Annotated in this window: 20 protein-coding genes and 2 tRNA genes; 15 read left to right on the forward strand and 7 right to left on the reverse strand. The window is 43.1% G+C overall.

What is annotated here, in order from left to right; translation table 11 throughout:
- Positions 1-69 precede the first annotated feature (69 nt).
- From pgl to HXT57_RS00745, 4 genes are all read right to left on the reverse strand, one after another.
- A complete protein-coding gene (gene pgl / locus HXT57_RS00730) occupies positions 70-894 on the reverse strand; it encodes a 6-phosphogluconolactonase (protein ID WP_004109833.1) in 825 nt (274 codons plus the stop codon).
- A 54-nt stretch (positions 895-948) separates the two neighbouring features.
- On the reverse strand, positions 949-1,890 hold the full coding sequence (locus HXT57_RS00735) for a glucose-6-phosphate dehydrogenase assembly protein OpcA (protein ID WP_004109831.1): 942 nt from the start codon (positions 1,888-1,890) through the stop codon (positions 949-951).
- Positions 1,887-3,467: a glucose-6-phosphate dehydrogenase gene (gene zwf / locus HXT57_RS00740; protein WP_064621464.1), complete on the reverse strand. Its 1,581-nt coding sequence runs from the start codon at positions 3,465-3,467 to the stop codon at positions 1,887-1,889. Before zwf ends, HXT57_RS00735 begins: the two co-directional genes overlap by 4 nt.
- A gap of 103 nt (positions 3,468-3,570) precedes the next feature.
- Positions 3,571-5,997 (reverse strand): acyltransferase family protein, encoded by a 2,427-nt coding sequence (locus HXT57_RS00745; protein WP_119504654.1) that lies wholly within the window; start codon positions 5,995-5,997, stop codon positions 3,571-3,573.
- A gap of 321 nt (positions 5,998-6,318) precedes the next feature.
- On the opposite strand from HXT57_RS00745, the gene HXT57_RS00750 reads away from it, so the two are divergent.
- The gene (locus HXT57_RS00750) at positions 6,319-6,813 is read left to right on the forward strand and encodes an inorganic diphosphatase (protein WP_004105658.1); all 495 of its coding nucleotides are present in this window, start codon (positions 6,319-6,321) and stop codon (positions 6,811-6,813) included.
- A gap of 143 nt (positions 6,814-6,956) precedes the next feature.
- Here the strand turns inward: HXT57_RS00750 and HXT57_RS00755 are convergent, their stop codons facing one another.
- Positions 6,957-7,748 (reverse strand): beta-carotene 15,15'-monooxygenase, encoded by a 792-nt coding sequence (locus tag HXT57_RS00755; RefSeq protein WP_415707398.1) that lies wholly within the window; start codon positions 7,746-7,748, stop codon positions 6,957-6,959.
- A 240-nt stretch (positions 7,749-7,988) separates the two neighbouring features.
- Between HXT57_RS00755 and HXT57_RS00760 the strand changes: the two genes are divergently transcribed.
- From HXT57_RS00760 to valS, 4 genes are all read left to right on the forward strand, one after another.
- Positions 7,989-8,780: a winged helix-turn-helix domain-containing protein gene (locus HXT57_RS00760; protein WP_421783588.1), complete on the forward strand. Its 792-nt coding sequence runs from the start codon at positions 7,989-7,991 to the stop codon at positions 8,778-8,780.
- Positions 8,780-9,454, forward strand: a complete 675-nt coding sequence (nth, locus tag HXT57_RS00765; RefSeq protein ID WP_415707399.1) for an endonuclease III — start codon at positions 8,780-8,782, stop codon at positions 9,452-9,454. Before HXT57_RS00760 ends, nth begins: the two co-directional genes overlap by 1 nt.
- Before the next feature lie 130 nt (positions 9,455-9,584).
- Positions 9,585-11,072, forward strand: a complete 1,488-nt coding sequence (locus HXT57_RS00770; RefSeq protein ID WP_415707474.1) for an ABC transporter substrate-binding protein — start codon at positions 9,585-9,587, stop codon at positions 11,070-11,072.
- A gap of 48 nt (positions 11,073-11,120) precedes the next feature.
- Positions 11,121-13,898 (forward strand): valine--tRNA ligase, encoded by a 2,778-nt coding sequence (gene valS, locus HXT57_RS00775; RefSeq protein ID WP_410310953.1) that lies wholly within the window; start codon positions 11,121-11,123, stop codon positions 13,896-13,898.
- Between the two features lie 99 nt (positions 13,899-13,997).
- On the opposite strand, the gene relB is transcribed toward valS, so the two are convergent.
- Positions 13,998-14,237: a type II toxin-antitoxin system RelB family antitoxin gene (gene relB / locus HXT57_RS00780; RefSeq protein WP_119504603.1), complete on the reverse strand. Its 240-nt coding sequence runs from the start codon at positions 14,235-14,237 to the stop codon at positions 13,998-14,000.
- Between the two features lie 112 nt (positions 14,238-14,349).
- Here relB and argS point away from each other — a divergent pair, with 112 nt between their 5' ends.
- Together argS and brnQ are read left to right on the forward strand one after the other, a co-directional pair.
- Positions 14,350-16,146, forward strand: a complete 1,797-nt coding sequence (gene argS / locus HXT57_RS00785; RefSeq protein WP_012913790.1) for an arginine--tRNA ligase — start codon at positions 14,350-14,352, stop codon at positions 16,144-16,146.
- 257 nt (positions 16,147-16,403) lie between these two features.
- On the forward strand, positions 16,404-17,960 hold the full coding sequence (gene brnQ / locus HXT57_RS00790; RefSeq protein ID WP_100066718.1) for a branched-chain amino acid transport system II carrier protein: 1,557 nt from the start codon (positions 16,404-16,406) through the stop codon (positions 17,958-17,960).
- 113 nt (positions 17,961-18,073) lie between these two features.
- Here brnQ and HXT57_RS00795 read toward each other — a convergent pair whose 3' ends face one another.
- The gene (locus tag HXT57_RS00795; protein ID WP_004574134.1) at positions 18,074-18,421 is read right to left on the reverse strand and encodes a phenylpyruvate tautomerase MIF-related protein; all 348 of its coding nucleotides are present in this window, start codon (positions 18,419-18,421) and stop codon (positions 18,074-18,076) included.
- An 84-nt stretch (positions 18,422-18,505) separates the two neighbouring features.
- Here HXT57_RS00795 and HXT57_RS00800 point away from each other — a divergent pair, with 84 nt between their 5' ends.
- The 8 genes from HXT57_RS00800 to murA all read left to right on the forward strand — a co-directional run bounded on the left by HXT57_RS00800 (position 18,506) and on the right by murA (position 26,002).
- Positions 18,506-19,012, forward strand: a complete 507-nt coding sequence (locus tag HXT57_RS00800) for a GtrA family protein (RefSeq protein ID WP_033888629.1) — start codon at positions 18,506-18,508, stop codon at positions 19,010-19,012.
- Positions 19,013-19,046: 34 nt separating this feature from the next.
- A complete protein-coding gene (locus HXT57_RS00805) occupies positions 19,047-19,739 on the forward strand; it encodes a histidine phosphatase family protein (protein ID WP_004109791.1) in 693 nt (230 codons plus the stop codon).
- 28 nt (positions 19,740-19,767) lie between these two features.
- Positions 19,768-20,736 (forward strand): hypothetical protein, encoded by a 969-nt coding sequence (locus tag HXT57_RS00810; RefSeq protein WP_102155478.1) that lies wholly within the window; start codon positions 19,768-19,770, stop codon positions 20,734-20,736.
- 56 nt (positions 20,737-20,792) lie between these two features.
- Positions 20,793-22,355, forward strand: a complete 1,563-nt coding sequence (gene gltX / locus HXT57_RS00815; RefSeq protein WP_102155476.1) for a glutamate--tRNA ligase — start codon at positions 20,793-20,795, stop codon at positions 22,353-22,355.
- Positions 22,356-22,540: 185 nt separating this feature from the next.
- Positions 22,541-22,613, forward strand: a tRNA-Glu gene (locus HXT57_RS00820).
- A 40-nt stretch (positions 22,614-22,653) separates the two neighbouring features.
- A tRNA-Gln gene (locus HXT57_RS00825) sits at positions 22,654-22,725 on the forward strand.
- A gap of 531 nt (positions 22,726-23,256) precedes the next feature.
- Complete coding sequence (locus tag HXT57_RS00830; RefSeq protein WP_410310238.1) at positions 23,257-24,549, forward strand: metallophosphoesterase; 1,293 nt, start codon at positions 23,257-23,259, stop codon at positions 24,547-24,549.
- 91 nt (positions 24,550-24,640) lie between these two features.
- Positions 24,641-26,002: a UDP-N-acetylglucosamine 1-carboxyvinyltransferase gene (gene murA / locus HXT57_RS00835; protein WP_004109784.1), complete on the forward strand. Its 1,362-nt coding sequence runs from the start codon at positions 24,641-24,643 to the stop codon at positions 26,000-26,002.
- The last annotated feature ends 110 nt before the right edge of the window (positions 26,003-26,112 follow it).

Genomic DNA, 26,112 nt, shown 5'->3' on the forward strand with positions numbered 1-26,112 from the left:
GCCAATTTGTGTAGCGCATTTAATCTTTGACTTGCTGAATATTATGCATATTGCTAGAAAACTATGCAGTTATTCAATAGCAGCTTGCAAAGTTTCTGCGGTGGTTAGCCAAGAGATTTCGTCTGTTCCGTTTGCAAAAGACGCAGGATATTCAGGATTATTAGCTCCCGAAAGTGAATTCATTAAAGCAGCGCCCTTTTCTGCTCCGGCAGTCAAAAACCAAGTGCAGTGACTGTGAGCTAATACAGGAACAGTAAGAGTTAAGCGCATAGGCGGCAACTTAGGGGAGTGATTTACTCCAACAACAATGCGATCGCGATTATTAACCTGCGGTAATCCTGGGAAAAGTGAAGCCATATGCGCATCCGGCCCCATACCGAGAATTGCTAAATCAAACACTGGCTCTTTGCCAAGTATGCTCACAATTTCTTCCTCATAGTCGCGCGCTGCAGCATCTAAAATAGCGTCATTTTCAGCGTCGCTGGCTGCTGCAATTTCCTCCGCATTACGCTCATCTGCAGGCATTTCGTGAATATGAGATTCTGCCAAAGCTTTGTTAGAAGTAAGTAAGTTAAGAAACATTTCGCGAGCCTTGCGTGCATTGCGATCCTCGCTATCATAAGCTACGAAACGCTCATCTGCCCACCAAATATGCACTAAATTCCAATTAATTGCTGGTAAAAGTGGATTGCTAGCAAGCATTTGGAACATGCGTATTGAATCTGTGCCACCAGTAAGAAGTAAATGGAATGGTTTATTGAGATTTTGCACATCATTCTGTGATTCCATAATAAGAGTCACCAAGCGTTGGGCTGCAACAGCTGCAAGCACATCGCGATTATCGTATCCGTAAATACTTGCGTTATGCGCAAAAGTAACTTCATTATTTGTCATAGTTGTTCCTTTTATGCCATTGAAAATGTTTCACGAATTGTTTCACGTAATGATTCACGCATTTTCTGCAGGATTATCTCGCACCAACTGCGCGTAAATTTCGTCAGGATCAATGCGTCGCAATTCTTCGCTTAAGCAATCATCCAGAGTGCGAATAGGAAGCGCAATAGGTTGTGCAGCCTGTCCAGGCAGACTAATCAAAGCTTGATCTCCGCCAGCAGGGCGAGTGAGTGACAATGTGCCATCCTCGCGTTCTAAAGTTACGGAAGTAATAGCTTGAGCTTCAGGATTTTCAACTATTTCTACAGGAACATGCAAGCTACTCTTAAGCCAAGCTGCCAGTAAGTGCAAAGATACGTAATGAGTAGGACCCACAATCTTCGCGCTAAGAATAGGCAAATGTGGAGGTTGATCGAGCATAGAAGCAAGTAACGCGCGCCAAGGAGTTAAACGCGTCCAAGACAAATCTGCATCTTGCGGAGACCAGTTTTTGCGCAAGTTTTGCACAGTTTTAAGAGTATCGTCTGCTCGCTGTGCGTCAGTAATTCTGCTACTTGCCATAGCTCCAAGCAAATCGTGAGCAGGATCTTCAGGAGCGTTTGTTGGCCACCATGCAACAATCGGCGCATCTGGCACGAGTAGTGGAATAACAAGCGTATCCGGATGACGAACTAAACCGTTGTGCGGATACAAAATAATAATTTCACCAGCTCCAGCATCTGCGCCAAAACGCACTTGAGCATCAAGATTTGGCACAACTTCACCGCGCTCAGCAGCGTGTTCGCTAGACCAATCTCGAACCATTGCAATAACTCGGCAAGGATGCTCGCGACTAGCTGCGTTTGCTGCATCAAGTGCATGCTCTAATTCTTTAAGAGTTGTATCAATAAGCAAAGTGAGCACTCGACCAGTAGCGGATTCGCCGCGCTCTTCGTGCAATTCGTCGATTTTTGCTGCAATTTTGCTTGTATTGGTATCAGGAAGGTTGATAATCATGGCAATCTCCAATGGCGATTATCTCGAGCAAGCATAGCATCAGCTTCTGCTGGACCCCACGTTCCAGCGCGATACGGTTGCGGTTGTGTGCCAAGCGAACTCCAGAATTCCTCAATAGGGTCAAGAATTTTCCAACTTAAATCTACTTCTTGCGTAGTTGGGAATAGCGGTGGTTCGCCAAGAAGTACGTCAAGAATTAATCGCTCGTAAGCTTCAGGGGAACTTTCAGTAAAAGAGCGTCCGTAACTAAAGTCCATAGAAACGTCTCGAACTTCCATAGCTGTGCCGCCAGGAACTTTTGCGCCGAAACGCATAGTAACGCCCTCATCCGGCTGAACTCGAATCACAATAGCGTTACTGCCAAGTTCGCGCACAGCAGTAGACTCAAACGGCAAATGCGGAGCGCGCTTAAAAATAACAGCAATTTCCGTAACGCGCTTGCCTAAACGTTTTCCGGTTCGCAAGTAGAACGGAACTCCAGCCCAACGGCGAGTATCAACGTCAAGTCGCACTGCAGCGTACGTTTCAGTAGTGCTTTGAGGATCAATGCCTTGTTCTTCCAAGTATCCAACAGCTTTGTAAGAGCCCTGCCATCCTGCTGCATACTGTCCTCGAGCAGTGTTGGCAGCCAAGTCTTGAGGTAGTCGGATTGCAGATAATACTTTTGTTTTTTCAGCAGTCAAATCGCTAGCGCGGAAGCTTACAGGCTCTTCCATAGCAGTAAGAGCCATAAGTTGAAGCAAATGGTTCTGAATCACGTCACGAGCAGCACCGATTCCGTCGTAGTATCCGGCTCTTCCGCCAATGCCAATATCTTCAGCCATCGTAATTTGCACGTGATCGACGTAATTTGCGTTCCAGATCGGCTCATACATTGCGTTAGCAAAGCGGAAAGCCAGCAAGTTTTGCACAGTTTCCTTGCCTAAATAATGGTCAATTCGGAATACAGAATTAGGATCAAAAACTTCAGAAACGACGCGATCCAATTCTCGTGCGCTCGCTAAATCGTGGCCAAAAGGTTTTTCAATAATTACGCGTCGCCAAGCATGCTCAGAAGAGTGCGAAAGACCTGATGCTGCAAGCTGTTGGGCAACAACTGGGAAGCTGGAAGGCGGAATAGACATGTAAAAAGCGTGATTTCCGCGAGTACCTCTGTCTCGATCAAGTTCGTTCACTGTTTTGCTTAAACGCTCAAATGCGGACGCATCATCAAAGGTGCCGCGTACGAAACGTATGCCTTTAGCGAGATTAATCCAAGTTGACTCACGAAATGGCGTTCTGCAATGCTGCTCAATATTTTCGCGCACAAAGTTTACGAAATGTTCATCCGTCCAATCGCGTCTCGCAAAACCAGTTAAACCAAATCCTGGAGGCAAAAGTCCGCGATTAGCTAAATCATATACTGCTGGCATAAGTTTTTTGCGTGCTAAATCGCCAGTAATGCCAAAAATTACTAGGCTGCACGGACCCGCAATGCGAGCTAAACGCAAATCACGCGGATCGCGCAAAGGATTCGTCCAAGTAGATACGCTTTCCCTAGCGTCTTGCGAATCACGTAGTGTCCTCAACTCAGTCATAGATACTATCGTAATATTTCGTAGCTATTTTCACCACGCAAAACGCAATTTATTATGCTTAATAACAGTATTAAAAAGTTTTAGCGCGTTATAACTCTAATTTTCAGCCGCCGCATACAGCTAAACGAATCATCTTCGCGTATTGTGGACCGCCGATTGGAGTTAAGTGAACTCCATCGTCAGTCAAATATTCCGAGTGACCATTACTCAAACCATGCCAGTCTATAATGCCAACATTATGATGAGTTGCTGCGAACTTGCGTAAGCTATCGTTCGTTGCATCCTGCCAAGGTTGCGGAACTCGTGTGGTAACGAAATAAACAGGTCTACCTTTTGCGACATCAACCATGTGTTGAAGCACGCTATCGTCATGAGGAGGACCGTTGGTTCCAAGAGCGAAAATCACCACATCTCCAGCGTGTTTTACCGAAATATCTTTCTCGTATTCATCAGCTCCGTGGAAAATTTGTCTACTCACTTTTCCATCTATATAAGCGTTAGGCATAACTTGCATCAAATATGGTTTAGCGCCTTCAGTAATAGAATCTCCAACCATAGTTAAGTTTACGGAACAAGTATTGCGTCGTTTGTCGATCCGCGTATGAGTAGTAACAAGATTTCGTGGAACTTTTTCTGCAATAGGGAAGAGAATGCGATACTTCGATGGTGTAGGTGGAAGAGACTGTTTTACTACATTCTTTTGCACACCTTTTGGAACTGCTTTTTCTTTTGTTTCTTGCTTAGAATTAGTTTTGTCAAAAGCAGTAGGTTTTTTATTTGACGATGAAGATTGCTCTACTTGTGCTGTCAATTCTGGGCGAAGCTGCATTGACCTATGCTTAGCTATATCCTGCCAATTTACTGGCAAGATAATTAACGACACAATAATTATGCAGCACAAAGTTAGTGAGACAGAGCGAATAAGCTTAAATAATTGTTGATCTTGTATTGGCTTTTCAAATAATTGATACAAGCATTCTGCAAGTACAACTATTACTAGTGCTTGCAAGACTTGCTCTCCTGTAGATACAGCAGTTGTTCTATTTGCTGGGTTGAATAATTCAAGAACAGGGAAGTGAACTAAATAAATTGCAAAAGAGCGTCTGCCGATATAAGCGAGCGGAGCCCATGCAAATATTCTCGAGCAAATATTATCAGTTTGCGTGCACGACCACAGTATTAGTGTGCAAGCGGCTGCTGTTATTGTGTATCCGCCAAAAACAAATACTGAAGATGTGCCTTCTGCATACACAAAGCAGTAGCACAACACAATTGTTGCCAACAGTCCAATGCAAGATCTCTGCCATGCATGAAGTGGATTATAAAAAACAGTTTTTGGCTTATTGAATGCGTTATTTGGAAGTTCTTGTATATCTGGAGCTACGCTATTATCTGATAAATCAATTTGTAATCCTTCGCGCAAGTCAGCAGGTATTCCATCTTCAATAAACTCTTTTTCTTTATTTGCGCAGGATTTATCTGATTTTTTCGTTAGTGCTGAATTATCTACACTACTGTCTAACTTAACTGATGAAGCTAAGCTGACCGATATGTTCTTTTTGCCCATTAGCAAATGTAATGCATGAATAAGCCACGCGTGGAATGAATGTTTTGCAAACCAAGCACCGTACATTGCTAGCATTGCACCCATTAAGAATTCTGATGCTCTCGTATCTAGAGAATAGTAGACGCGAGCTGGAGTTGTGTAATTGTTAAATAAGTAGGCAAAAGTAAAAGTAAGAATAGAAGAAAGTATGGCTAAACCTGCTGTGATATACATGCGTATTAGCTTGCTACGCACGAATTTAATAAGTGCAGCAAGGATAATAGGCCATATAACAAAAGCCTGCATTAAAAGTCCGAGATACCAAAGATGTTTGATAGGAGAAGGTAGTCCGGACTGTTCAAAATATGAAAGTTTACGGGCAACATACATTATATTGCTAAAGAATCCGGAGCCTGAAAGAGCATCCGCTTGTAACTTTGGTAGTAGACTTGGCGAAAAAAGCCACATAATTGGTGCTGTTATAGCGATAATTCCAAGTGTTGGCGGCCAAATTCTTTTTACGCGCTTTAGTAAATACTCCCAGTAATGCCTGATTCCTTGAGTATTTTTATTATTATCTTCGATATTTTTTGCATTTTTTGCGTTTTCATCTGCGTTTAAATAGCGCAGAACTGATCTCGTGCAAAAATATCCTGCCAATACCAAAAACAGTGTTACTCCAAGGAATCCTCCCATAAGAAGGCTTGGACGCATATGAAAGCATACAATACCAATAATTGCTAGAGCTCTTAAACCGTCTATTGCTTTATTTCGCTTCGAAACAGTATTTGTAGGTAAAGTAGATGATTGTTTATTTTCAGCTTTTGCGCTATTAATAGTTTTTTCTACGGTAATAGTTTTTTCTACGGTATTATTTGCGTTTGCTGAAAGATTAGTTGAGGTCGTTTTACTAGCATTTTTTTCTGTAGGAACCTTCTTTGTTTTGAAGGATTGACCTGCTTGTGAAGCAGTGGAAGTGTTCACGCATCTCTTTTTTGTCATCTTGCCTACGCTTCGGTAACCATACTGGTATGTATGCAACATATCGTGTGTAAAACGTAGCAATAGTAACTGTGTATTGAGACACTTTTATAGCTTAAAGCGTGTCTTGTTGCTATGCCTAGGATGTGCTAGAAATATGTGATTTTATGCTACTTCTGTAAGTGATACAAAACGTTTATTATTTAACGAAATTTGTTAACAAAATTTTGTTTTATATGCTCTATTGCTGTCGTTCGTCGGTGCGCGCTAAAGTGAGATAGAACAGTTATATGAATTGTTATTAAAGTTATCAAAGGAGCCAATATGGCAGAAACTTTTAACGTTGTGGTAGAGATTCCACGCGGTTCTAAGAACAAGTATGAAGTGGATCACGAAACTGGTCGCGTATTCTTGGATCGCACCCTTTTCACAGCTATGGGTTATCCAGATGATTACGGTTATATTGATGGCACTTTGGGCGAAGATGGCGATCCACTCGACGCTCTTGTTATGATTCCAAATTCTGTGTTCCCAGGATGCGTTGTTGAGTGCCGCGCTGTTGGCTTGTATCACATGGTTGACGAAGCCGGTGGAGACGACAAGGTTTTGTGTGTTCCAGCGGACGTTCGTTTCGACGACATCAAGGATATCGATGACGTGAACGAGTATCACAAGGCTGAAATCAAGCACTTCTTCGAGCAGTACAAGGCTTTGGAACCAGGTAAGGAAGTTCTTCCTGGTGACTTCTGGGCTGGCGTTGAGCAGGCTGAGAAGGAAATCGTTGCAGCTCGCAAGCGCTTGGAAGAAAGCGAAAAATAAGTTTCGCTTTTAATGAGTAAAACAATAAAAATTAAAAGTTAAATAAAACGTCGAAGACACATGCCGTGTTTTCGACGTTTTTATGTAAGCAGGTGATTTCAAAAGTAAATTAAAACGTAACGTTACATAGGCTTTAAATAATTTTAAGCAGCTACTAGCATTCCAAGGCCTGCAATATACACGAGCATTCCTGAAAGCATTATTGGCAATATAGAAATGGCGATATCGTGTGAAACTATTCCAGTTTCGTATTCTTCATAATTGTTGCGAACCCATAAATATGAAAGACCTGATAGCGCGATTAGCATAAATATGCACAGTACTATAACGAGTATTCCACCGTCTAAATTGCGAAGCGATGGCATAAAACTAATAATTGACGGCAAAAATAGCCAACCCGGAAGTGCTGCACAAGCAATACTTGCAGTCAACGTGTGCGAAAGATTTCGTACTAAATTTGTGCGATTCTCGCGCAGCATTTGCCTCAAGAATGTTACAAATGTTGCTGCTACAAGAATTAGAGCAAAAGATACAGCCCAACGTTCGTAAGGGTGAATTGCAGCAATGAACTTACTCATTGACACAGTTTCGTTATCGATAATGACGCTTTTTGGTGGCCATCCCTTTAATACTCCGGTTGCAAACCATGTAGAAGCAATTCCTGCGCATAATGCAATAGCTCGGTCAATTACATTTCCGTGCAGTGGCCACAACGCTATAAATGTAAGCATTATGATAAGGCATAATATAAGTGTTATTTTTGCTGTTGCGATTGGCAATATTGCTGCAATTGCGAGAAGTACTACAACAAAAATTTGGCTTACAAACATCGCTAATGCGTTCATGCTAGGTATACGGGTATGTTTTTGAACATTTACGCAAGAATTATCATTTTTCTGCATCTTGTCATTGCAGATACGTGTTTCATTGCTCATACACACTCCCTAGTGCCGTAATTTTATATTTATAAAGCGTAATATGTCCGTAAAACATTAACAAATTACTTTGTTTATTTACTAATGTAGCCTATAACCTGCACTGTGCTTTATTGTGTTGATATTTTTTATCTTTGGAAAATGCAAGTGTTGCGCTTATCGCTATTTTTCGCAGTATGGTTTACAATTCCTGTAAAGGCTGAATTTGCTACTACATCAATTGTTTGTTGGAGGCATCATATGACTGATATCACATTGATGACTTCGTGTGCTTCTCCCTCTTCAGTTTTACCTTCACTTACTTTGTTATCTCATAAAGTGCGTTTACTTTCTTTGGATACGTCAAGTTTGGCAAAACTACCTGCACAAACCATTCTTTTGCTTGATGCGCGTGAGGATTTAGTTCTCGCTAAATCAATGTGTTCTTCTCTGCGTGTTGCAAATATCACGGTTCCTGTCATATTAGTTATAACTGAGGGTGGTTTTACTGTAGTAAATCCTTCGTGGAACATTTCTGATGTTGTGCTTACTAATGCTTCTCCGGCAGAAGTAGAGGGTCGTTTGCGTTTGGCTTCTTTGCAACACGGATCTTCTGATGATTTATTTGTGCATTCGCAAGGCTCTGAAATTGATGATTCTTTCAATTCAGACAATGGAACTATGCGTTCTGGAGATCTTGTTGTAGATATGCGTAGCTACACAGTGAGTTTGCATGGTCATCCTGTTGATTTAGCTTATAAAGAGTTTGAATTGCTGAAATACTTTGTGCAGCATCCGCGCAGGGTGTTTACTCGCACTCATTTGTTGCAAGAAGTATGGGGCTACGACTACTACGGTGGCACTCGTACTGTAGATGTCCATATTCGTAGGCTTCGCGCAAAACTTGGTGTTGAATATGAACATTTGATTGGCACAGTGCGTAATGTTGGCTATCGCTTCGATCCTTCGGAATCAGATGAGAATAGCGAGATTTCCGAAAGCAGCATTGAAGATGATTCTGAAAATGATGCAGATAAGCAGTCTGCGCAATAATGATTTATCAAAGTTCTAATATGCGAGAATCAAAACAAGCGAAATTAGCTCGTATTTATGCAGAGTACGATTTATTGTGCAAAGAAATACCGGAACCTAAGTGTGCATTAAATTTCAAAAATCCATTTGAGCTACTAATTGCTACTGTATTAAGCGCGCAAACTACAGATAAGCGTGTGAATATCGTGACGCCTGAACTCTTTTCTATTTTCTCCAACGCGAGTTCTTTAGCTGCTGCTCCTGTATCTCAAGTTGAGTCAATTATTTACCCTCTCGGATTTTATAGAGTAAAAGCACAGAACATTATTTCATTATCTGCATGTTTGCTTAATAATTTTTCTGGTATAGTGCCATCAAATATGGAAGCTTTAATATCGTTGCCAGGTGTTGGTCGTAAAACTGCCAATGTCGTTCTTGGCAACGCATTTGGATTACCGGGGTTTCCTGTAGATACTCACGTAATACGTGTTACAGGTCGTCTTGGTTGGCGTAAGGTTCAGAATCGTCCAAATCCTGTTGCTATTGAGCGCGAAATAACTGCTTATTTTGCTCCTAAAGAGTGGACTAATCTCTCTCATAGACTTATTTTGCATGGCAGAAAAATTTGCACTGCTCGGAATCCAAAATGTGTTTCATGCCCTTTAAATACAACATGTCCGTCGGCAATTATTTAAAGCGTGTTGTTCCCAATTCAGATATTGATATAGACTGTAGGTTATGTCAAGAACAGGCAAATATGCGTGTCACGCTTCCAGGTCATATCATACTCGTACTAGTGCAGACTGGATACCATGGGTTGTGTTTGTGGTTGTGTCTGTAATAATGAGCGGCATTTTGTGGTGTGGATGGCAAATGTACCAGGGTCATTCGCCTTTTGCTGCAATAATGCATCCAGCTAGTAACTCAGTGCTAAAAGTTGGTCTACGTACTGCTCCTGAATCTCTTGATATTAGAAACGACGACAGTGACGCTTTACAGCAAGCTTTAATTGGTAATGTTTACGAAACTCTTGTTAAACGTGGCGATGATAATAGTTTGCAACCAGGTCTCGCGAAGTCATGGGATATTTCGAAAGACGGCTTAACATATCGTTTTAATTTGCGTCAAGGTGTGCATTTCTCTAACGGTAGTGAGATGACTTCAAATTCCGTATTACAATCTTTGAAACAAGGCATCACAAATAATTATCCTGGTTATAGCGCACTTACAAATATTAAAACTGTTAATAATCCGGATGATTACACTTTAGTAATTACACTTAATAATCCAGATGCTTTACTTCTACGTCGTCTTGCTGGACGTGTTGGCATTGTCTATGACACAAAATCGATGATCGACTATGCAAGTGCTGCTCTTGGCACAGGTCCTTTCACTGTAAGTGACTACAATAAAGGCAATTCTTTAGTATTACTTCGCAACGATAAATATTGGGGAACCCCTGCTTCTTGTGCAAGTATTACTTTGCAATATTTCAATAGCGATACTGCTCTAGCTGAGGCAATGGAAAAGGGCAATATTCAAATGGCAGTTCCGCTTGAAGGTAACGAAAATAAGCGTCTTGCTGCTGTTGCTAATACGCAAATGGTAGAGGGTCAGAGCACAAGAGTACGATTTATTGCAATAAATACAACAGTTTCGTCGATTTTCTGCGATGAGCAGGCTCGTAAAGCTGCGAGATACGCTTTGAATGCGCAAACTGTACTTGCAGCTGATGGCAATGGTGGTGTTCCAGTAGGAGGGCCTATTGATCCTCTTTCAACTGGTTATGAAGATTTAAATGGATTGTACCCTTATAATCCAAGCAAAGCTGCTCCCTTGTTCCATTACTTTAGCGCAAGCTATTTAGGAACTATTAATTTTCTTGTTCCACAGGGCGAAGGTGGAGTTGGGCACGAGCTTTCAAAACAGATTAGTTCCGTGAGCGGTTTTAAGGTCAATCTTGAAGAAGTTGATCAACAAACTATGCGTAAACGTATTAGTGAAGGTAAGTATGATCTTGCGCTTACTACAAGCAATCGTACTTTAGATGAAGGCATGTTTGCAGAAAGTGGTTCTCCGTTCGTTTTGCAAGACGCGCGTGCTCAACAAGCTTGGACCGATGCGGTTCATTCTAAGAATGCAAACGAATATGAGGCAAATGCTCGTGCATATGCGCGCGAAGTAAGCAATAATGCTGCAGCTCACTGGTTATATGCTCGAAAGAGCATTATGGCTGTAAAGTCTAATGTAAGCGGCTATACGAAAAATATGACGGATCAGCTTCTGCCATTGCAGAGCATAGTGGTGAAATAGAAAAGCGTAAGATTTGCGTTGTCGCGCTGAGTTTCTAATATTCAGTTCATGAGTGAACAGGATAATAACGCAGTAAAACACGCACATTTAACACCATTGCCTAACAAGGTTGGTGTTGATGGTCTTGAAGACAAGTGGCGTAGCAATTGGGACGAAGCTAAGACTTACGCATTCCATAATTCTCGCGACCGTAAGGTCGTATATTCTATCGATACTCCACCTCCAACAGTTAGCGGCCACTTGCACGTTGGTCACGTATTCTCTTACACGCATACGGATGTCATTGCGCGATATAAGCGCATGCAAGGCTTTGACGTGTTCTACCCAATGGGTTGGGACGATAACGGCTTGCCAACAGAGCGTCGAGTGCAAAACTATTACGGCGTGCGCGTAGACACTTCGCTTAAATATGATCCTGATTTTAAGCCTCCTTTTGAAGGTACTGAAGGTAAGAAGATTGAGGCAAAAGATCAGGTTCCTGTAAGCCGACAGAACTTTATTGAGCTTTGCGAACGCTTAACTTCTCAGGATGAGAAGCTTTTTGAAGCTTTGTGGCGTAGGCTTGGTCTTTCTGTGGACTGGTCGCAAACTTACCACACTATTGGTGAGCAGCCTCGCCGAGTTGCACAAAAAGCGTTCTTGCGCAATCTTGCTCGCGGAGAGGCTTATCAGAAGGATGCTCCTGGCTTGTGGGATGTGACTTTCCAGACTGCAGTTGCACAAGCAGAGCTTGAATCGCGCGAATATCCTGGTTTCTACCATAAGATCGCGTTCCGTTTTGAAGATGGCACGCCAATTTATATTGAAACTACGCGCCCAGAATTGCTTGCTGCATGCACTTCTTTGATTGCAAATCCAGAAGATGAGCGTTACAAGAAGTACTTTGGTCAGGAAGTTTATTCGCCACTGTTTAAGGTGAAAGTTCCAATTTTGGCGCATTCTGCTGCCCAAATGGACAAGGGTGCAGGCATTGCAATGTGCTGCACTTTCGGTGATGTAACCGACGTTGAGTGGTGGCGTGACTTGAATCTCCCAACTCGACCAATCATTCAGCGAAACGGCCGCATTGTGATGACCACTCCTGATTGGATTACGGATGAGTCTGGCCGCGAAATGTTCGAGAAAATTGCCGGTAAAACCACGTTCTCCGCTCGCAAGGAAGTTGTTGAAGCTTTGCAAGCAGCTGGAGATATGGAAGGTGATCCAAAGCCAACAAAGCGTATGACGAACTTCTACGAAAAGGGCGATAAGCCTTTGGAAATCGTCACTTCTCGCCAGTGGTATTTAAAGAACGGCGGTACGGACGAAAAGTTGAACGCTGAGCTTATTGAGCGCGGTAAGGAACTTAACTTCCATCCAGACTTTATGCGCGTGCGCTATGAGAATTGGGTTCACGGCTTGAACGGTGACTGGCTTATTTCTCGCCAGCGCTTCTTCGGCGTGCCATTCCCATTATGGTATCCAGTAAATGAAAATGGGGAAGTTGACTACGAGCATCCTTTGACGCCTAGCGAAGATCGTTTGCCAATCGACCCAACTATCGATGTTCCAGAAGGATTCGACGAATCTCAGCGCGACCAGCCAAATGGCTTTACTGCTGAGCAGGATATTATGGACACTTGGGCCACATCTTCCTTAACTCCACAAATTGTGACTCGTTGGGAAGAGCCAGGTGAGGAAAATCAAGCTTTGTTTAAGGCTACTTTCCCAATGGATTTGCGTCCACAAGGCCAGGATATTATTCGTACTTGGCTGTTTAGTACGGTTGATCGCGCGCATCTTGAAAACGGCTGCTTGCCTTGGAAGCATGCTGCGCTTTCTGGCTGGATTCTAGACCCAGACCACAAGAAGATGTCTAAATCTAAGGGCAACGTTGTTGTGCCAAATAAGCCAATCGAAGAGTTTGGTGCGGATGCTGTGCGCTACTGGGCAACTTCTGCAAAACTTGGCTTGGATGCAACTTACGACGAAGGTCAAATGAAGATTGGTCGACGTTTAGCGATTAAGCTTTTGAATGCTACGAAGTTTGCGCTCGCAATTGGTCGCGAAGATGATGAGCATCAGGTTCTTGAGTCTGCCAGCGCGGATTGGGATTTTGCAGATGTTACGGAAGTTTTGGATCGCTCTGTTATGGCAAAGCTTGCATCCGTTATTCGTACTGCGACTGATGCGCTTGAATCTTACGAGCATTCTAAGGCTTTGGAAGCAATCGAAACATTCTTCTGGGAGTTCTGTGACGATTACATTGAGCTTGCAAAGAATCGTGCTTACGGTACTGCAGAATCCACTGGACGCACTCCAAGTGAAGCTGCTGTGAAGTCTGCTCGCACAACTCTTGGTCTTGCACTCGATGCTTTGGCTCGCTTGCTTGCTCCTTACTTGCCTTACGCTACTGAAGAAGTGTGGAGCTGGATGCATGACGGCGAAGGATCCGTGCATCGTGCTAGCTGGCCATGCGCTAAGGCGTATGAGGCTGCTGCAAACGGAGTTTCTGCAGACACTTTGGCTTACGCGGGTGAAGCTTTGGCTGCTTTGCGCAAGATTAAGTCTGAAGCAAAAGTTTCTATGAAGACTCCTATTTTGCAAGTAACTTTGAACGTTGCAGAAAACGCTTACAAGGCTGTTGAGGAGACTTTGGATGACGTTGCTGAAGCTGGTCGCGTTACTGGAGAAGTAAAGCTTAACGCTGTTAAGGCTGCAGTTGCTGGAGATTCTTCTGCTTCTGAATCTGAATCTGCTTCTGATTCTGCAGAATCTGATGCAGCTAACGTAAACGTTTCAGTTGCTCAAAGCGAACTCGGCGAAGCTCCTGCAAAAAAGAAGTAGTTGCAAGTAACCGAAAATAATTAATCGCAAAACAAAAGCGCTGGAAGTCAATCTTCGACTCCAGCGCTTTTTGTGTATTTAATAACTAAGCATCGTCACTTATTTCTTTTCCAAGTCAAGGCGCTTCACCACGTCGTCGAGTGGGGATGTTTCTAATTCTCCACGTTTGTATGCTTCAATATCTGCCATTAGACCATATTCATGTTCAAGTTCATCAATTTGAGCTTCTAGTGCTTGATTCATGTAAAATGAACGGGTGCGGTGAGTGGTTTTAGCGAGCTGATCATAACGATCTAAAACGTTAGAGGGTACTCTTAATCCTGTAATTGTTGCGACCATTTTTAATCTCCAATGTAAAACGTGTAAAACATATATTACCTTACACTCAGAATAATGCAATCCAATGGGTTGTAATCGCGAAGCATCGCGCGGTAACGCTAGACTGTAAACCATGAATCCAGAAAGCTTAAGTGAATTAATTGAAAAAATTGCTAAAGATTTAGTAGCAAGTGGTAAAGCTGGCAATCTAACAGAAGATTTGATTCCTGCTGCCGAAAAACTTGCAGTTATGCGACCAAAAGATCGTGCACACGGCGATTGGGCTACGAACGTTGCTATGCAACTCGCTAAAAAAGCTGGTATGAAGCCTCGCGATTTAGCAGAACTTTTTGCTGAGCGTTTGCAAGAAGCGGAAGGTATTGCGCGCGTAGAAGTGGCAGGTCCTGGTTTTATTAACATAACGCTTGATTCTGCTTCTGCGGCGGCGGTCGTAGACGAAGTCTTAAAGCAGGGTGCGGCTTTTGGCAAGAATACGCATTTGAGCGGCAAAACTTTGAATCTTGAGTTTGTATCCGCAAACCCAACTGGTCCAATCCACATTGGTGGAACTCGCTGGGCTGCAGTTGGCGATTCTATGGCTCGAGTTTTGGAAGCGAACGGCGCAAAAGTTGTGCGCGAATACTACTTCAACGATCACGGTGAGCAAATCAACCGTTTTGCAAAGTCTTTAGTTGCTGCAGCTCATGGCGAAGAAACGCCTGCAGACGGCTACAAAGGCGCGTATATTAACGAAATTGCGGACTCTGTTATAAAAGAAGCGAATGCGGACGGCGTTGATGTTCTTTCATTGCCGCGAATTGATCTTGGAAAAGACGAGGAAGGATTGCCTCTTGGCGAAGGCGATTCCGAGCAGCGCGAAGAGTTCCGCAAGCGCGCAGTTCCAATGATGTTTGCGGAAATTCGTAAGTCTATGCGCGATTTTCGTGTTAGTTTCGACGTGTGGTTCCACGAAAACAGCCTGTACGAGGATGGCGAAGTTGAGCGCGCTATTGCAGACTTGCGTGAGCGTGGAGATATTTTCGAAAAAGACGGCGCAACTTGGTTTGAATCCACTAAGCATGGCGACGACAAGGATCGCGTAATTATTAAGTCCGACGGAAACTACGCTTACTTTGCTGCTGATATTGCGTACTATCGCAACAAGCGTCACCGCGAGCAGAATCCTGCAGACGTAGCAATCTACATGCTCGGCGCGGATCATCACGGATATATTGGCCGAATGATGGCAATGTGCGCGGCTTTTGGCGACAAGCCGGGCGAAAACATGCAGATTCTTATTGGTCAGCTTGTAAACGTTATGAAGGACGGAAAACCTGTGCGCATGAGCAAGCGTGCTGGAAACGTTATTACGATTGACGATTTAGTTGATGCAATTGGCGTTGACGCTTCGCGCTACTCGCTTGCTCGCACCGACTACAACACAAGCGTTGATATTGATTTGGATTTGCTTGCTTCTCACAGCAACGATAATCCTGTGTACTACGTGCAATACGCTCACGCACGCAGCTGCAATGTGGCTCGCAATGCGGCTGACGCTGGAATTACGCAAGATGGCGCTGATTTAAGCTTGCTTAATACCGAGACTGACGGCGAAGTGTTGGCTGCTTTGGCTCAATGGCCTGCTGCTTTGGCTCAAGCTGGCGATTTGCGCGCTCCTCACAGAGTTGCGCATTACCTTGAGGATTTGGCAGCAAGTTACCACAAGTGGTACAACCTTGAGCGTGTTGTACCAATGGAGTTAACTGACCCTGAAAATCGTTTGCCAGAAGCCGAGCGTGAAGCTCAGCGCATTGCAAAGTGCCCAGAGCCAGCTCGTGCTGCAGCTCGCTTAAAGCTTAACGCTGCTGTGCGCACAGTTATTGCAACTGGTCTTGATTTGCTTGGAGTTTCTGCTCCAGAAAAGATGTGATTTTGCTTATTTTATATAAGATTTAGAGCAAAGCTATAGAGCATTTTTGATTACATAGGACGTTGGTAGCTTGCCAGCGTCCTTTTTTATTTTTTATTAGAGACACGCACGAATTATAAGTTTCTATCGATTAAGTACATGCAATTTATTAATATACCCTCTAATATTATTTTTGCTTTAAATCCACAAAATTACAAAGTAAGAGATTTAGCTGAATAGTATGTAAATACAAATTTATCCTTATGGGAGGTGTAAGCATGAGCGTCACAACACAAAGTGTCAGCACAGATAGTGCCCCGAAAAAAAGGAACTTGACCATTATTGAGTCCGCGTACGTGGCGGTCATGTTGTTTGGTATGTTCTTTGGCGCAGGAAACCTGATTTTCCCTGTGTTCCTTGGAGCTAATGCAGGAACTAATTTCGTGCCTGCAACAATTGGCTTTATTGTTACTGGCGTTGGTTTGCCATTGCTTGGTGTTACGGCTCTTGCAATGAGTCGTGCAAACGGTCTTTTTGAACTTTCTAGTAAGCCGAGCAGAAAATACGGCATGTTCTTTACTTGTGTGCTGTATTTAACAATCGGACCATTCTTTGCAATTCCTCGTTGCGCAACAACTTCGTACACTGTTGGTTTGGAGCGCGTTATTCCACAAGACGGAAACGGTCAATTGTATTTGTTCTTGTTCTCTGTGGTTTTCTTCGCGTTAGCATTCTTCTTTGCTATGAAGCCTAGCGGAATACTTACATGGGTTGGTAAAGTTCTTACGCCGATATTCCTGGTTTTCTTAGGTATTCTGGTATTTACTGCACTGTTTTCTCCTGTAAGCGGCGCTTCTGCGGATGCTGCTCCTATAGGGAAGTATGTTAATGAATCATTCTTTACAGGATTCTTAGATGGCTACAATACAATGGATGCTTTAGCTAGCTTGGCTTTTGGCATTATAGTTGTTAGTACTATTCGATCCTTTGGCGTAAAAGACCCTAAAGATGTGGCAGTGAATACTGTGCGATCTGGATTCTTTAGCTGCTTGCTTATGGCGTTGATTTACGTCGCAATTGTTGTTGTCGGTGTGCGTAGCCGTGCACTGTTTAAGCCTGCTGAAAACGGTGGCGTAACTTTGGCGCAAGTTGCACGCTACCATCTTGGAAACGTTGGTTTGCTTGTTCTTGCTGCAACTGTTACTCTTGCATGCTTAAAGACGGCAGTTGGTTTAATTGTAAGCTGCTCGGAAACCTTCTCTAAGTTATTCCCTAAGGGTCCTAGCTATCGCGTTTGGTCTGTGTTGATTACGCTTGTTTCGTTTGGCCTTGCAAACTTTGGTTTGAGCACAATCATCGAATATGCAGTTCCAGTATTGATGTTCTTGTATCCACTGTCAATCGTATTGATTCTTTTGGCTTTGTGCGGTCGACTTTTTGGAAATTCCAAAGTCGTGTACGCTTGGACGCTTGGTTTTACTGGTGTTGCAGCGGTATATGATTTTTTGAATAGTTTGCCACAAGCTTTACGCAGTGCATTGCATATGAACGATATGTTGGTGGTTGTTCAAAACTGGCTACCGTTCTCAGAATTTGGCATGGCGTGGGTTTGCCCTGCTGTTGTTGGATTTGTTGTTGGTTATGTCCGCATGGTTTTATTTGAAAACAAGGACATGGAAGAGGTGGCTCGTCTAGCTGCTGGTCCAGATCTTGAAGGCAGTGTTGCTAGCGACGATTATTATTCTTCAAGCGATGCTGAGTTTAACGAGCCTGCTGACTTCGCTGTATCCGCTAAATCTACTGTTGACGAACCTAATTTTAGTGAGCAATCCTAAAGTTTTGTAGCGTCGCGTAGACGTCATAATAATCGCCATATTTTGATGCGTATTTTACGTAACAAGATATGGCGATTTTATGCGACTTGCTAATTGAGGCTTGCGACTTGCGCCTAGAAGTTGCCGCCGTTCCAACCCCAGTCAGTAGTTGCAGTGTAACGAATATAAGTGCGATCCTGTGGAATCCCAAGCTCTCGCTCTAAAGCTGCCATAATCTGCTCAGTTAACTTTTCCCAAGCAGACCCTGGCACGCTGGAACCAAACACGTTCACCTCAACGTAAGCTGCAGGCTTAGTATTGTCTCCTGCAAAATAAATCGGCATATTGTCCTCGAATGGGCACATGAGCCAATGCTCGCTTTTTCCTGGAACTGCGCTAATTGCTTTGCCATAAGCAGCTTTTAATGCGTCGCGCTGGGCAGGTGTTGTGCTTACAGAAACATGAGTATGAATAACTGGCATAATCGCTCCTTTGCTAAATTTGGTAAGCTTTATTACGTAACAATTATATGTTATTTGTTAGCAGCCGCGTGTTTAATGGATATTATGAAAAAGCTTATTGAACAGGTTGTAAAGTTTGGAATTGTTGGCATTATTGCCCTTATTATTGACGTTGCGTTACTCAATTTATTAATGCTTGCGCACTTAAATAATGTGGTTGCGGGTACGATTTCTTTCGTAATCTCACTTATCTTCAACTATATTGCCAGTATGAAATACGTCTTTAAACATCGTGAAGATATGGCAAAGTGGATGGAGCTTCTGATTTTTGTTATTTCCGCAGTTATAGGTTTGCTTATAAACGATTTGATTATTTGGGCTAGTACGTTAGGAATGGTTGAAAGCCTACGCGGATCTGCAGTATACGTTTTGCGCACAAATATAGGAAAACTTGTAGCTACTGTTGTTGTTGCTGTGTGGAATTTTGTTATACGAAAGTGGCTGCTCGATGATACTAAATCTCAACAGCCTGGGTATGTTGCGCAAGAAGATACGAGTTTTGCTCACCGTTTGGGAATGTGGTCGCTTAATCATACAAAAAATCGCAAGTAATTGATTTAATCTTTTAAACAGAAAGTAGAACGCAATGCCAGCTACGACAATTCATTTTGTGCGTCATGGAGAAGTTGATAATCCAAATCACGTGTTGTATGAGCGTCTTTCTGGATTTCATCTTTCTGCTCGCGGAGTGAGAATGGCGCAAGCTACAGCAAAATATATTGCCACTGTTCCGCAAATGCGCGGAATTACTGCAATTTATTCGTCTCCTCTTGAGCGAACACGTGAAACAGCGCGTGAAATCGAAAATGCTTTGCGCAATATTGCAGATTCTGCCTATGTAAAAGCGCACTGTGACGAAGATTCTGCGCAATCTCAAGAAAGCGACATTATTTTAGATAAACGCTTAATTGAAGCTGGAAATAATTTCCGCGGGAAACGCATAGGTTACGGTGAAGGCGCACTGTGGAAAAACAACAATTGGAAGCTTGTTGCGAATTTGTGGAAGCCAAGTTGGGGAGAAAGCTACAGAAGTATTGCCACTAGAGTTGGCGATTTTGTGCGCGAGCAGGTTCGTAAGCATCCGGGTGAGCAAATCGTTGCAGTTACTCATGAGTCGCCAATCTGGTCTTATAGACACCTACTGGAAACCGGCCACGCTGAACATAATATGCTTCTTCGTCACACGGCTTTAGCTTCGATTACTTCTATTACTTACGATTGCGAGACTTTGCGTGTGCTTTCAATTACGTATGTTGATCCTGCTGGGCGAGTGAAGTAAGTAACATATAATGCGAAGGAGCATTGAAATGGTTAGTTCTGTTGATTCTGTCAAAGATTCTGAAGATATTAAAAATAATGAAAAAAGTATGCTAATGCTGAATGATGCAGCGCAATCTGCCGCAAAACTAACGGAATTATGGCCATTGACGGAAGCGCGACACTTAGATAACGACGCAAAATATGCGGAAAATCTTGAGGTGCGCTCAATGCGAGCAATAGCACGAATACTCACGAATCTTGATGTTACTGTGCCGGATGCTGAATTTGTGTATGAAGGTGCGGATGAAATTCCTGGACGTCCGCAAGAAATAGTAGACGCGCTACTTGCTGCCGCCGATGCTTACGACAATATGGATTCATGCTATGAGCCTAACTATGATGAAGCAGAAGAAGCAATACTAGAAAATAGTAATAATATAAATTCCATTTTTAGTAAGATTGCATCTCATTCTGCCGAAGATTCTAATGCAATAAATGCAGCAGCCGATACGTTAAATGTTGAAGGTAATTGGAGTATTAGCGATATTGACTTTGCAATTAATTATGCGAAACAAATGGTTTCTTGTTATGAAAATAAATCATTGGAAATGCAAAAAATTATTGTAGTTTTAAGCTTATTAACAAATCTAATTAAAAAAACTAACGAGATTTGCGAAACTTTACCAATCTTCTTATATATTAACGAAATATGTGAGTGTGCTGGTTTGCCGCGAATGATGTTCAAGGATGCTCAATGGCGTGAGATTGTTGATTGTGTGCGCAATTCTAGCGATAAGTGTAATTGTGATATAAGTGGCGATATAAGTGCGTTGGTCAATTTTATTTCGCCGCTGCTTATTTCAGAGTGGGGAAAGCATCGTGAAGACGTGCTGTGGGATCCTGAAGTTGCGAAGAAGCTCGCAAAAGAAGAGGATGATAGAAAGTCCCGCGAGGCTCTTGCTGCGAAGTTTGCGCACGTTGAGGGTAATAAAGAATCTACGCAGGCACTTGATTAGTTTTTAGGTTGACTTATGTTTGATGCGAATGCTGCACGTCCGTAACGCGCGGCACAATGGAACCTATGACTGATATCGAGGAAACTCAAGAAGTTGCTAATAATGCAACAAAATCCGCAAAGCCTGAACTTCCAAAGAATGTTCGCGTGCGTTTTTGCCCTTCGCCAACCGGTACACCTCACGTAGGTATGGTTCGTACCGCGCTATTTAACTGGGCGGAGGCTCGCCATACTCACGGCAAATTGCTTTTCCGTATTGAAGATACCGATAATGAGCGCGATAGTGAGGAAAGCTACCAGCAGATTATTGAGGCTCTTCGTTGGCTCAATATTGATTGGGACGAGGGCATTGATGTTGGCGGAGATAACGGACCGTATCGCCAGTCCCAGCGCATGGAAATTTATAAAGACGTAGCACAAAAGCTTTTTGAAGCAGGATACGCTTATGAATCCTTCTCTACTCCTGAAGAAATTAAGGAGCGTAATATTGCTGCTGGCCGTCCTGCTGAATTTGGTTACGATGGCTACGATCGTAATCTTACGGAAGAACAGAAGCAAGCTTTCCGCGACGAAGGTCGCAAACCTGCACTTCGCTTGAAGATGCCAAATGAAGACATTACTTTTAACGATTTAATTCGTGGTGAAATTACTTTTAAAGCCGGATCTGTTCCAGATTATGTGATTGTGCGTCCGAATGGCGATCCACTTTATACGCTTACGAACCCTGTTGATGATGCGTTAATGGATGTGAATGTGGTTTTGCGCGGTGAGGATATTTTGAGCTCCACACCTCGTCAGATTGTGCTGTACCGTTACCTTATGGAAATGGGTATTGCTAAGGAAACTCCACTTTACGGCCATATGCCTTACGTTATGGGCGAAGGTAAGAAGAAGCTTTCTAAGCGAGATCCAGAGTCCAACTTGTTCTTGCATAGGGATAACGGATTTATTCCAGAAGGCTTGCTGAATTACTTGGCTTTGCTTGGATGGTCTATTGCGCCTGATCGTGACGTGTTCACTATGGACGAGATGGTTGAAAAGTTCGATGTGCGCGACGTTAAGGCAAATCCTGCACACTTTGACTTGGATAAAGCAATTTCGATTAACGCTGAGCATATTCGTATGCTCGATCCGCAAGATTTCTTGAACCGTTCTGTGCCTTACTTGCATAAGGATGGCGTAGTTAGTGCGGATAATTGGGATGCGTTAACTGACCGCGAGCGTGAAGTACTCACCGCTGCTGCGCCTCTTGTACAGCCTCGCGTGCGTTTGCTTGGCGAGGTCGCTGGAATGGTTGGCAGCCTGTTAAGTGAAGATGGCTACATTGCTCCAGATGACGACGCTCGTAAGCAGTTGAAGGAATCTGCAGGAGAGGTTCTTGACGCTGCGCTCGCTGCCTTGAAGGACGTTGATGCTTCTGATTGGCATACTGATTCCTTGCACGAGCTTTTGAACAAGAAGCTTGTTGAGGAAGCTGGCTACAAGCCGCGCTTGGCGTTTGGCCCTGTGCGAGTTGCACTTTCTGGTCGTCGCGTTTCGCCTCCACTGTTTGAGTCCATGGAAATCGTGGGCAAAGACGTGACTTTGGCGCGTTTGGCTGGTTTGCGCGAGCATTTGTAAATTACAAATAATTTATAAGCGCAAATAAAATTTGAATAAGGCGGGAGTGTGGCACTATTGCTGCATTTCCGCCTTTTTATTTGTTTTATGCTTAATATATTTTCGACACGCCGCGGTTGCAAGTATTTGCTTTATGTTGTAAAGTCGCTATTTGTTGCGTCAAGAGGCGTAGCTGATAAATGAAAGCCCCCGTCGTCTAGCGGTCTAGGACTACGCCCTCTCACGGCGCCAACACCGGTTCAAATCCGGTCGGGGGTACGAAGACGGAACGGTTCCAAGAGCCGCGAAGCTTGCCAATTGGGGTATGGTGTAATTGGCAACACAGGTGATTCTGGTTCATCCATTCTTGGTTCGAGTCCAGGTACCCCAGCGAATAGCTCTCGTAGAACGAGAGCTTTTTTGTTATCTATCTGTATTACTGCGATTTGTCTCAGCGCGCGACCTTTTCTGTACACGGCTGTAAAGTTTCTGCCGCTTGTTGGCGTGAAAGCGGCAGTTTCTTTACATACATGCTCAGTTTTTGCCGTTTACTCCCGTTTACCACGCTTGCCGCACGCTTCTTATGTAGCCTTAAAATCAAAAACCCCGGTGCGTGACCGGGGTTAGAGAAAGAAGAGAAGAAGAGAGGTTTAAGTTATTAAAGTCAAATTCAACTACTTGCTTGTAGTTTATTTCCCTTTGATGTATATATAATAACCACCTTATGCTGAGTGCAGTAATGCGATTACCTGTGAATTGTCTGTGAATTTGTAACTATTTTACTGAAATTGCACGTTTTTATCGCTTTTAGGTTATTTATTATCAGTATTTGCTTAATTTAGTATTTTTGAATGTAAATAATTTATGTAAACTTGCGCACAAAATTGAGTGAGTCGCGGCATATCTGCCGTATGCTTAAAGTATGACTGATTCTGCACAATCTGAAGCTCATGCATCTGCGGCACTTCCTTTATCTATTTCGGCTCGTTTAGGACGTTTGCAGTTCCATCTTTCTGGTAAATTCCGGGTGCTTCAGTGTGCAGATGTTCAAGATGGGTTACGTATTTCACAAGATACTATTCGACTTATTGCTTCTGCTTGCGATGCTGTGCGACCAGATCTTGTAGTTTTTACTGGAAACCAGATTGCAGGTTATGAAAGAGTATTTGCAAAAACTTTTCAGCGTAGACTCTGGCAGGAATCTTCCAATATTTCAGCTTCTGATAAGAAGCAATTGGTTGATAAGGTGCACGAATTTGTTGCTAAGTTAATGAAGCCACTAGAAGATCGCAGTATTCCGTGGGTTGTTACTTATGGGAATCATGATTTCCAGTGCGGTCTGAGTAATGAAGAGCTTGATAAGATATATCAAGATTTTCCATGTTGCATGAATCGCAGTGCTTCTAATGTATCTTCTGCAAGTGCTATGCAATCGACAAAATGTGTGTTGCCAAAGCAGATTATTTTTACATGTGAGCCTGGTACTTTTGCCTTGCCTGTTATGGATGAAAAGCATGAAAAGGTTGTTTTTTCAATAGTTTTAGTTGATTCTGGAGATTATGCTAAATCCGGCGGATATGGTAGCCCTTCTAAAAAAACTATCGAGTTTATTTCTGGTCTTTCTTCTTATTTGCCTGAGCATATTTGTGTTTTTCAGCATTTTCCATTGCCGCAATATTATCGTGTTCTTCGTGAAGTTCCGCAAGAACTTGCTGCGCGCGAACATGCTATTGAAGGGTATCGTACTTTTGCTGGTCGCTATTATGCTCTTGACGAAAAACATGTTCTGCCCGATGGGTATTTAGGTGAAGGAATCAGCTGCCCTGACGTCGATAGTGGTGAATACGCTGCTTTGCTTGATGCAGGAGCTTTTGCGCTAATTGCCGGTCACGATCACCGCAATTCTTTCGCAGCTAAAGATCCCGAGAGTAATATGCTATTTGTTGCCACTCCTACATGTGGTTTTGGATCTTACGGTCCTGAACCTGCTAAAAGAGGCGTGCGCTTGCTTGAATTTGATATTCGTCACCCGTTTGAACCGCGTACGCAAATGCTTGAATTTGGGAATCTTGTTGGCAAACCTTCTTCCAAAAAAGCCTATACTTATGCTCTTACAGCTGAGTCTGAGCATGAATTGCCAGAAGTGGATTTATTACGTAAACCATCATTACTTACTAGATTGATTCGTCGATGGCGTCAACGATCTACGCGCTAATTTAATCAGTTTTAATAGATTGCATGAGCGCGTTGGCAAATATGCCGGTATTATAGTGAATAGTGTTTTAGCGCGAACGAAAGAGGTAAATGTGTCCGCACACAATACGGCTGAGCAGAACAACAATAGTGGCATTGACGCTGCAGATGTGTTGCATGTAGAAGGTGGTAAGCCGCTTAATGGCACTATTAAAGTGCGTGGCGCAAAAAACTTTGTTAGCAAGGCTATGGTTGCAGCTTTGTTGGCACCTGGCAAGTCTGTTCTAAAAAACGTTCCTGAAATTCGCGATGTTCATGTAGTTTCTGATTTGTTGCGTTTGCATGGTGTTGACGTTGAAGTTAATGGACCTGAAGGCATTGTAACAATTGATGCCACAAAAGTGCAGCTCGCAGATGTAGCTGACGTCGACACTCTTTCTGGTTCGTCTCGTATTCCAATTCTTTTCTCTGGTCCTCTTCTTCATCGTCTTGGAGAAGCGTTTATTCCTGCGCTTGGAGGATGCAATATTGGCGGCCGTCCAATTGATTTTCATCTTGAGACGTTGCGTAAACTTGGTGCAAATGTAGATAAAGATCACGAGGATGGTATTCATATTACTGCACCTAATGGCTTACATGGCACTAAAATTCATTTGCCTTATCCTTCTGTCGGCGCAACCGAACAGACTTTGCTTGCAGCGGTTCTTGCAGAAGGTCGTACAGAGCTTTCCGGAGCTGCAATTGAGCCAGAAATCATGGATTTGGTAGCCGTTTTGCAAAAGATGGGTGCGATTATTTCTGTAGATGTTGACCGTACTTTCCGTATTGAGGGAGTAAAAGAGCTTCAAGGATACACTCATACGTCATTAACTGATCGCATCGAAGCAGCTTCTTGGGCTTCTGCTGCTCTTGCAACACACGGAGATGTGTTTATTAAGGGCGCAACTCAGCCAGAAATGATGACTTTCTTAAATGTGTTCCGTAAAGTTGGCGGACAGTTTGATGTTACAGATAAAGGAATTCGTTTTTGGCATCCGGGTGGGGATTTGCATCCGGTTGCTATTGAAACCGATGTACATCCTGGTTTTATGACTGATTGGCAGCAGCCTCTTGTCGTTGCGCTTACTCAAGCGAAGGGTTTGAGTATTGTGCATGAAACTGTTTATGAAAATCGTTTTGGCTTCACAAAGCCACTTGTGCAAATGGGAGCTATGATTCAGCTTTATCGTGAATGCTTAGGTTCGCTTCCTTGTAGGTTCCAGCAGCGCAATTACAAGCATTCTGCAGTTATTTTCGGGCCTACTCCGTTGACAGGTCAAGATATTGACGTACCTGATTTGCGCGGAGGCTTTAGCCATTTGATTGCAGCTCTTACTGCTCAAGGTCCGTCGAATGTGCGCGGAATTTCGCTAATTGATCGAGGATATGCAGATTTTAGAGGCAAACTTTTAGCTTTGGGTGCTAATATCGACTGATATATTCTTCTATTTCTTCTACAAAACGTGAGTTTTGTAGGCTTATAAGCTTTTATCCACAATGCCAGAAAAAGCTTTTTTACGCATAAATTTATCGGTACAGTAGTCGC

This window comes from Gardnerella sp. KA00771, assembly GCF_049244045.1.
Classification (GTDB): domain Bacteria; phylum Actinomycetota; class Actinomycetes; order Actinomycetales; family Bifidobacteriaceae; genus Bifidobacterium; species Bifidobacterium swidsinskii.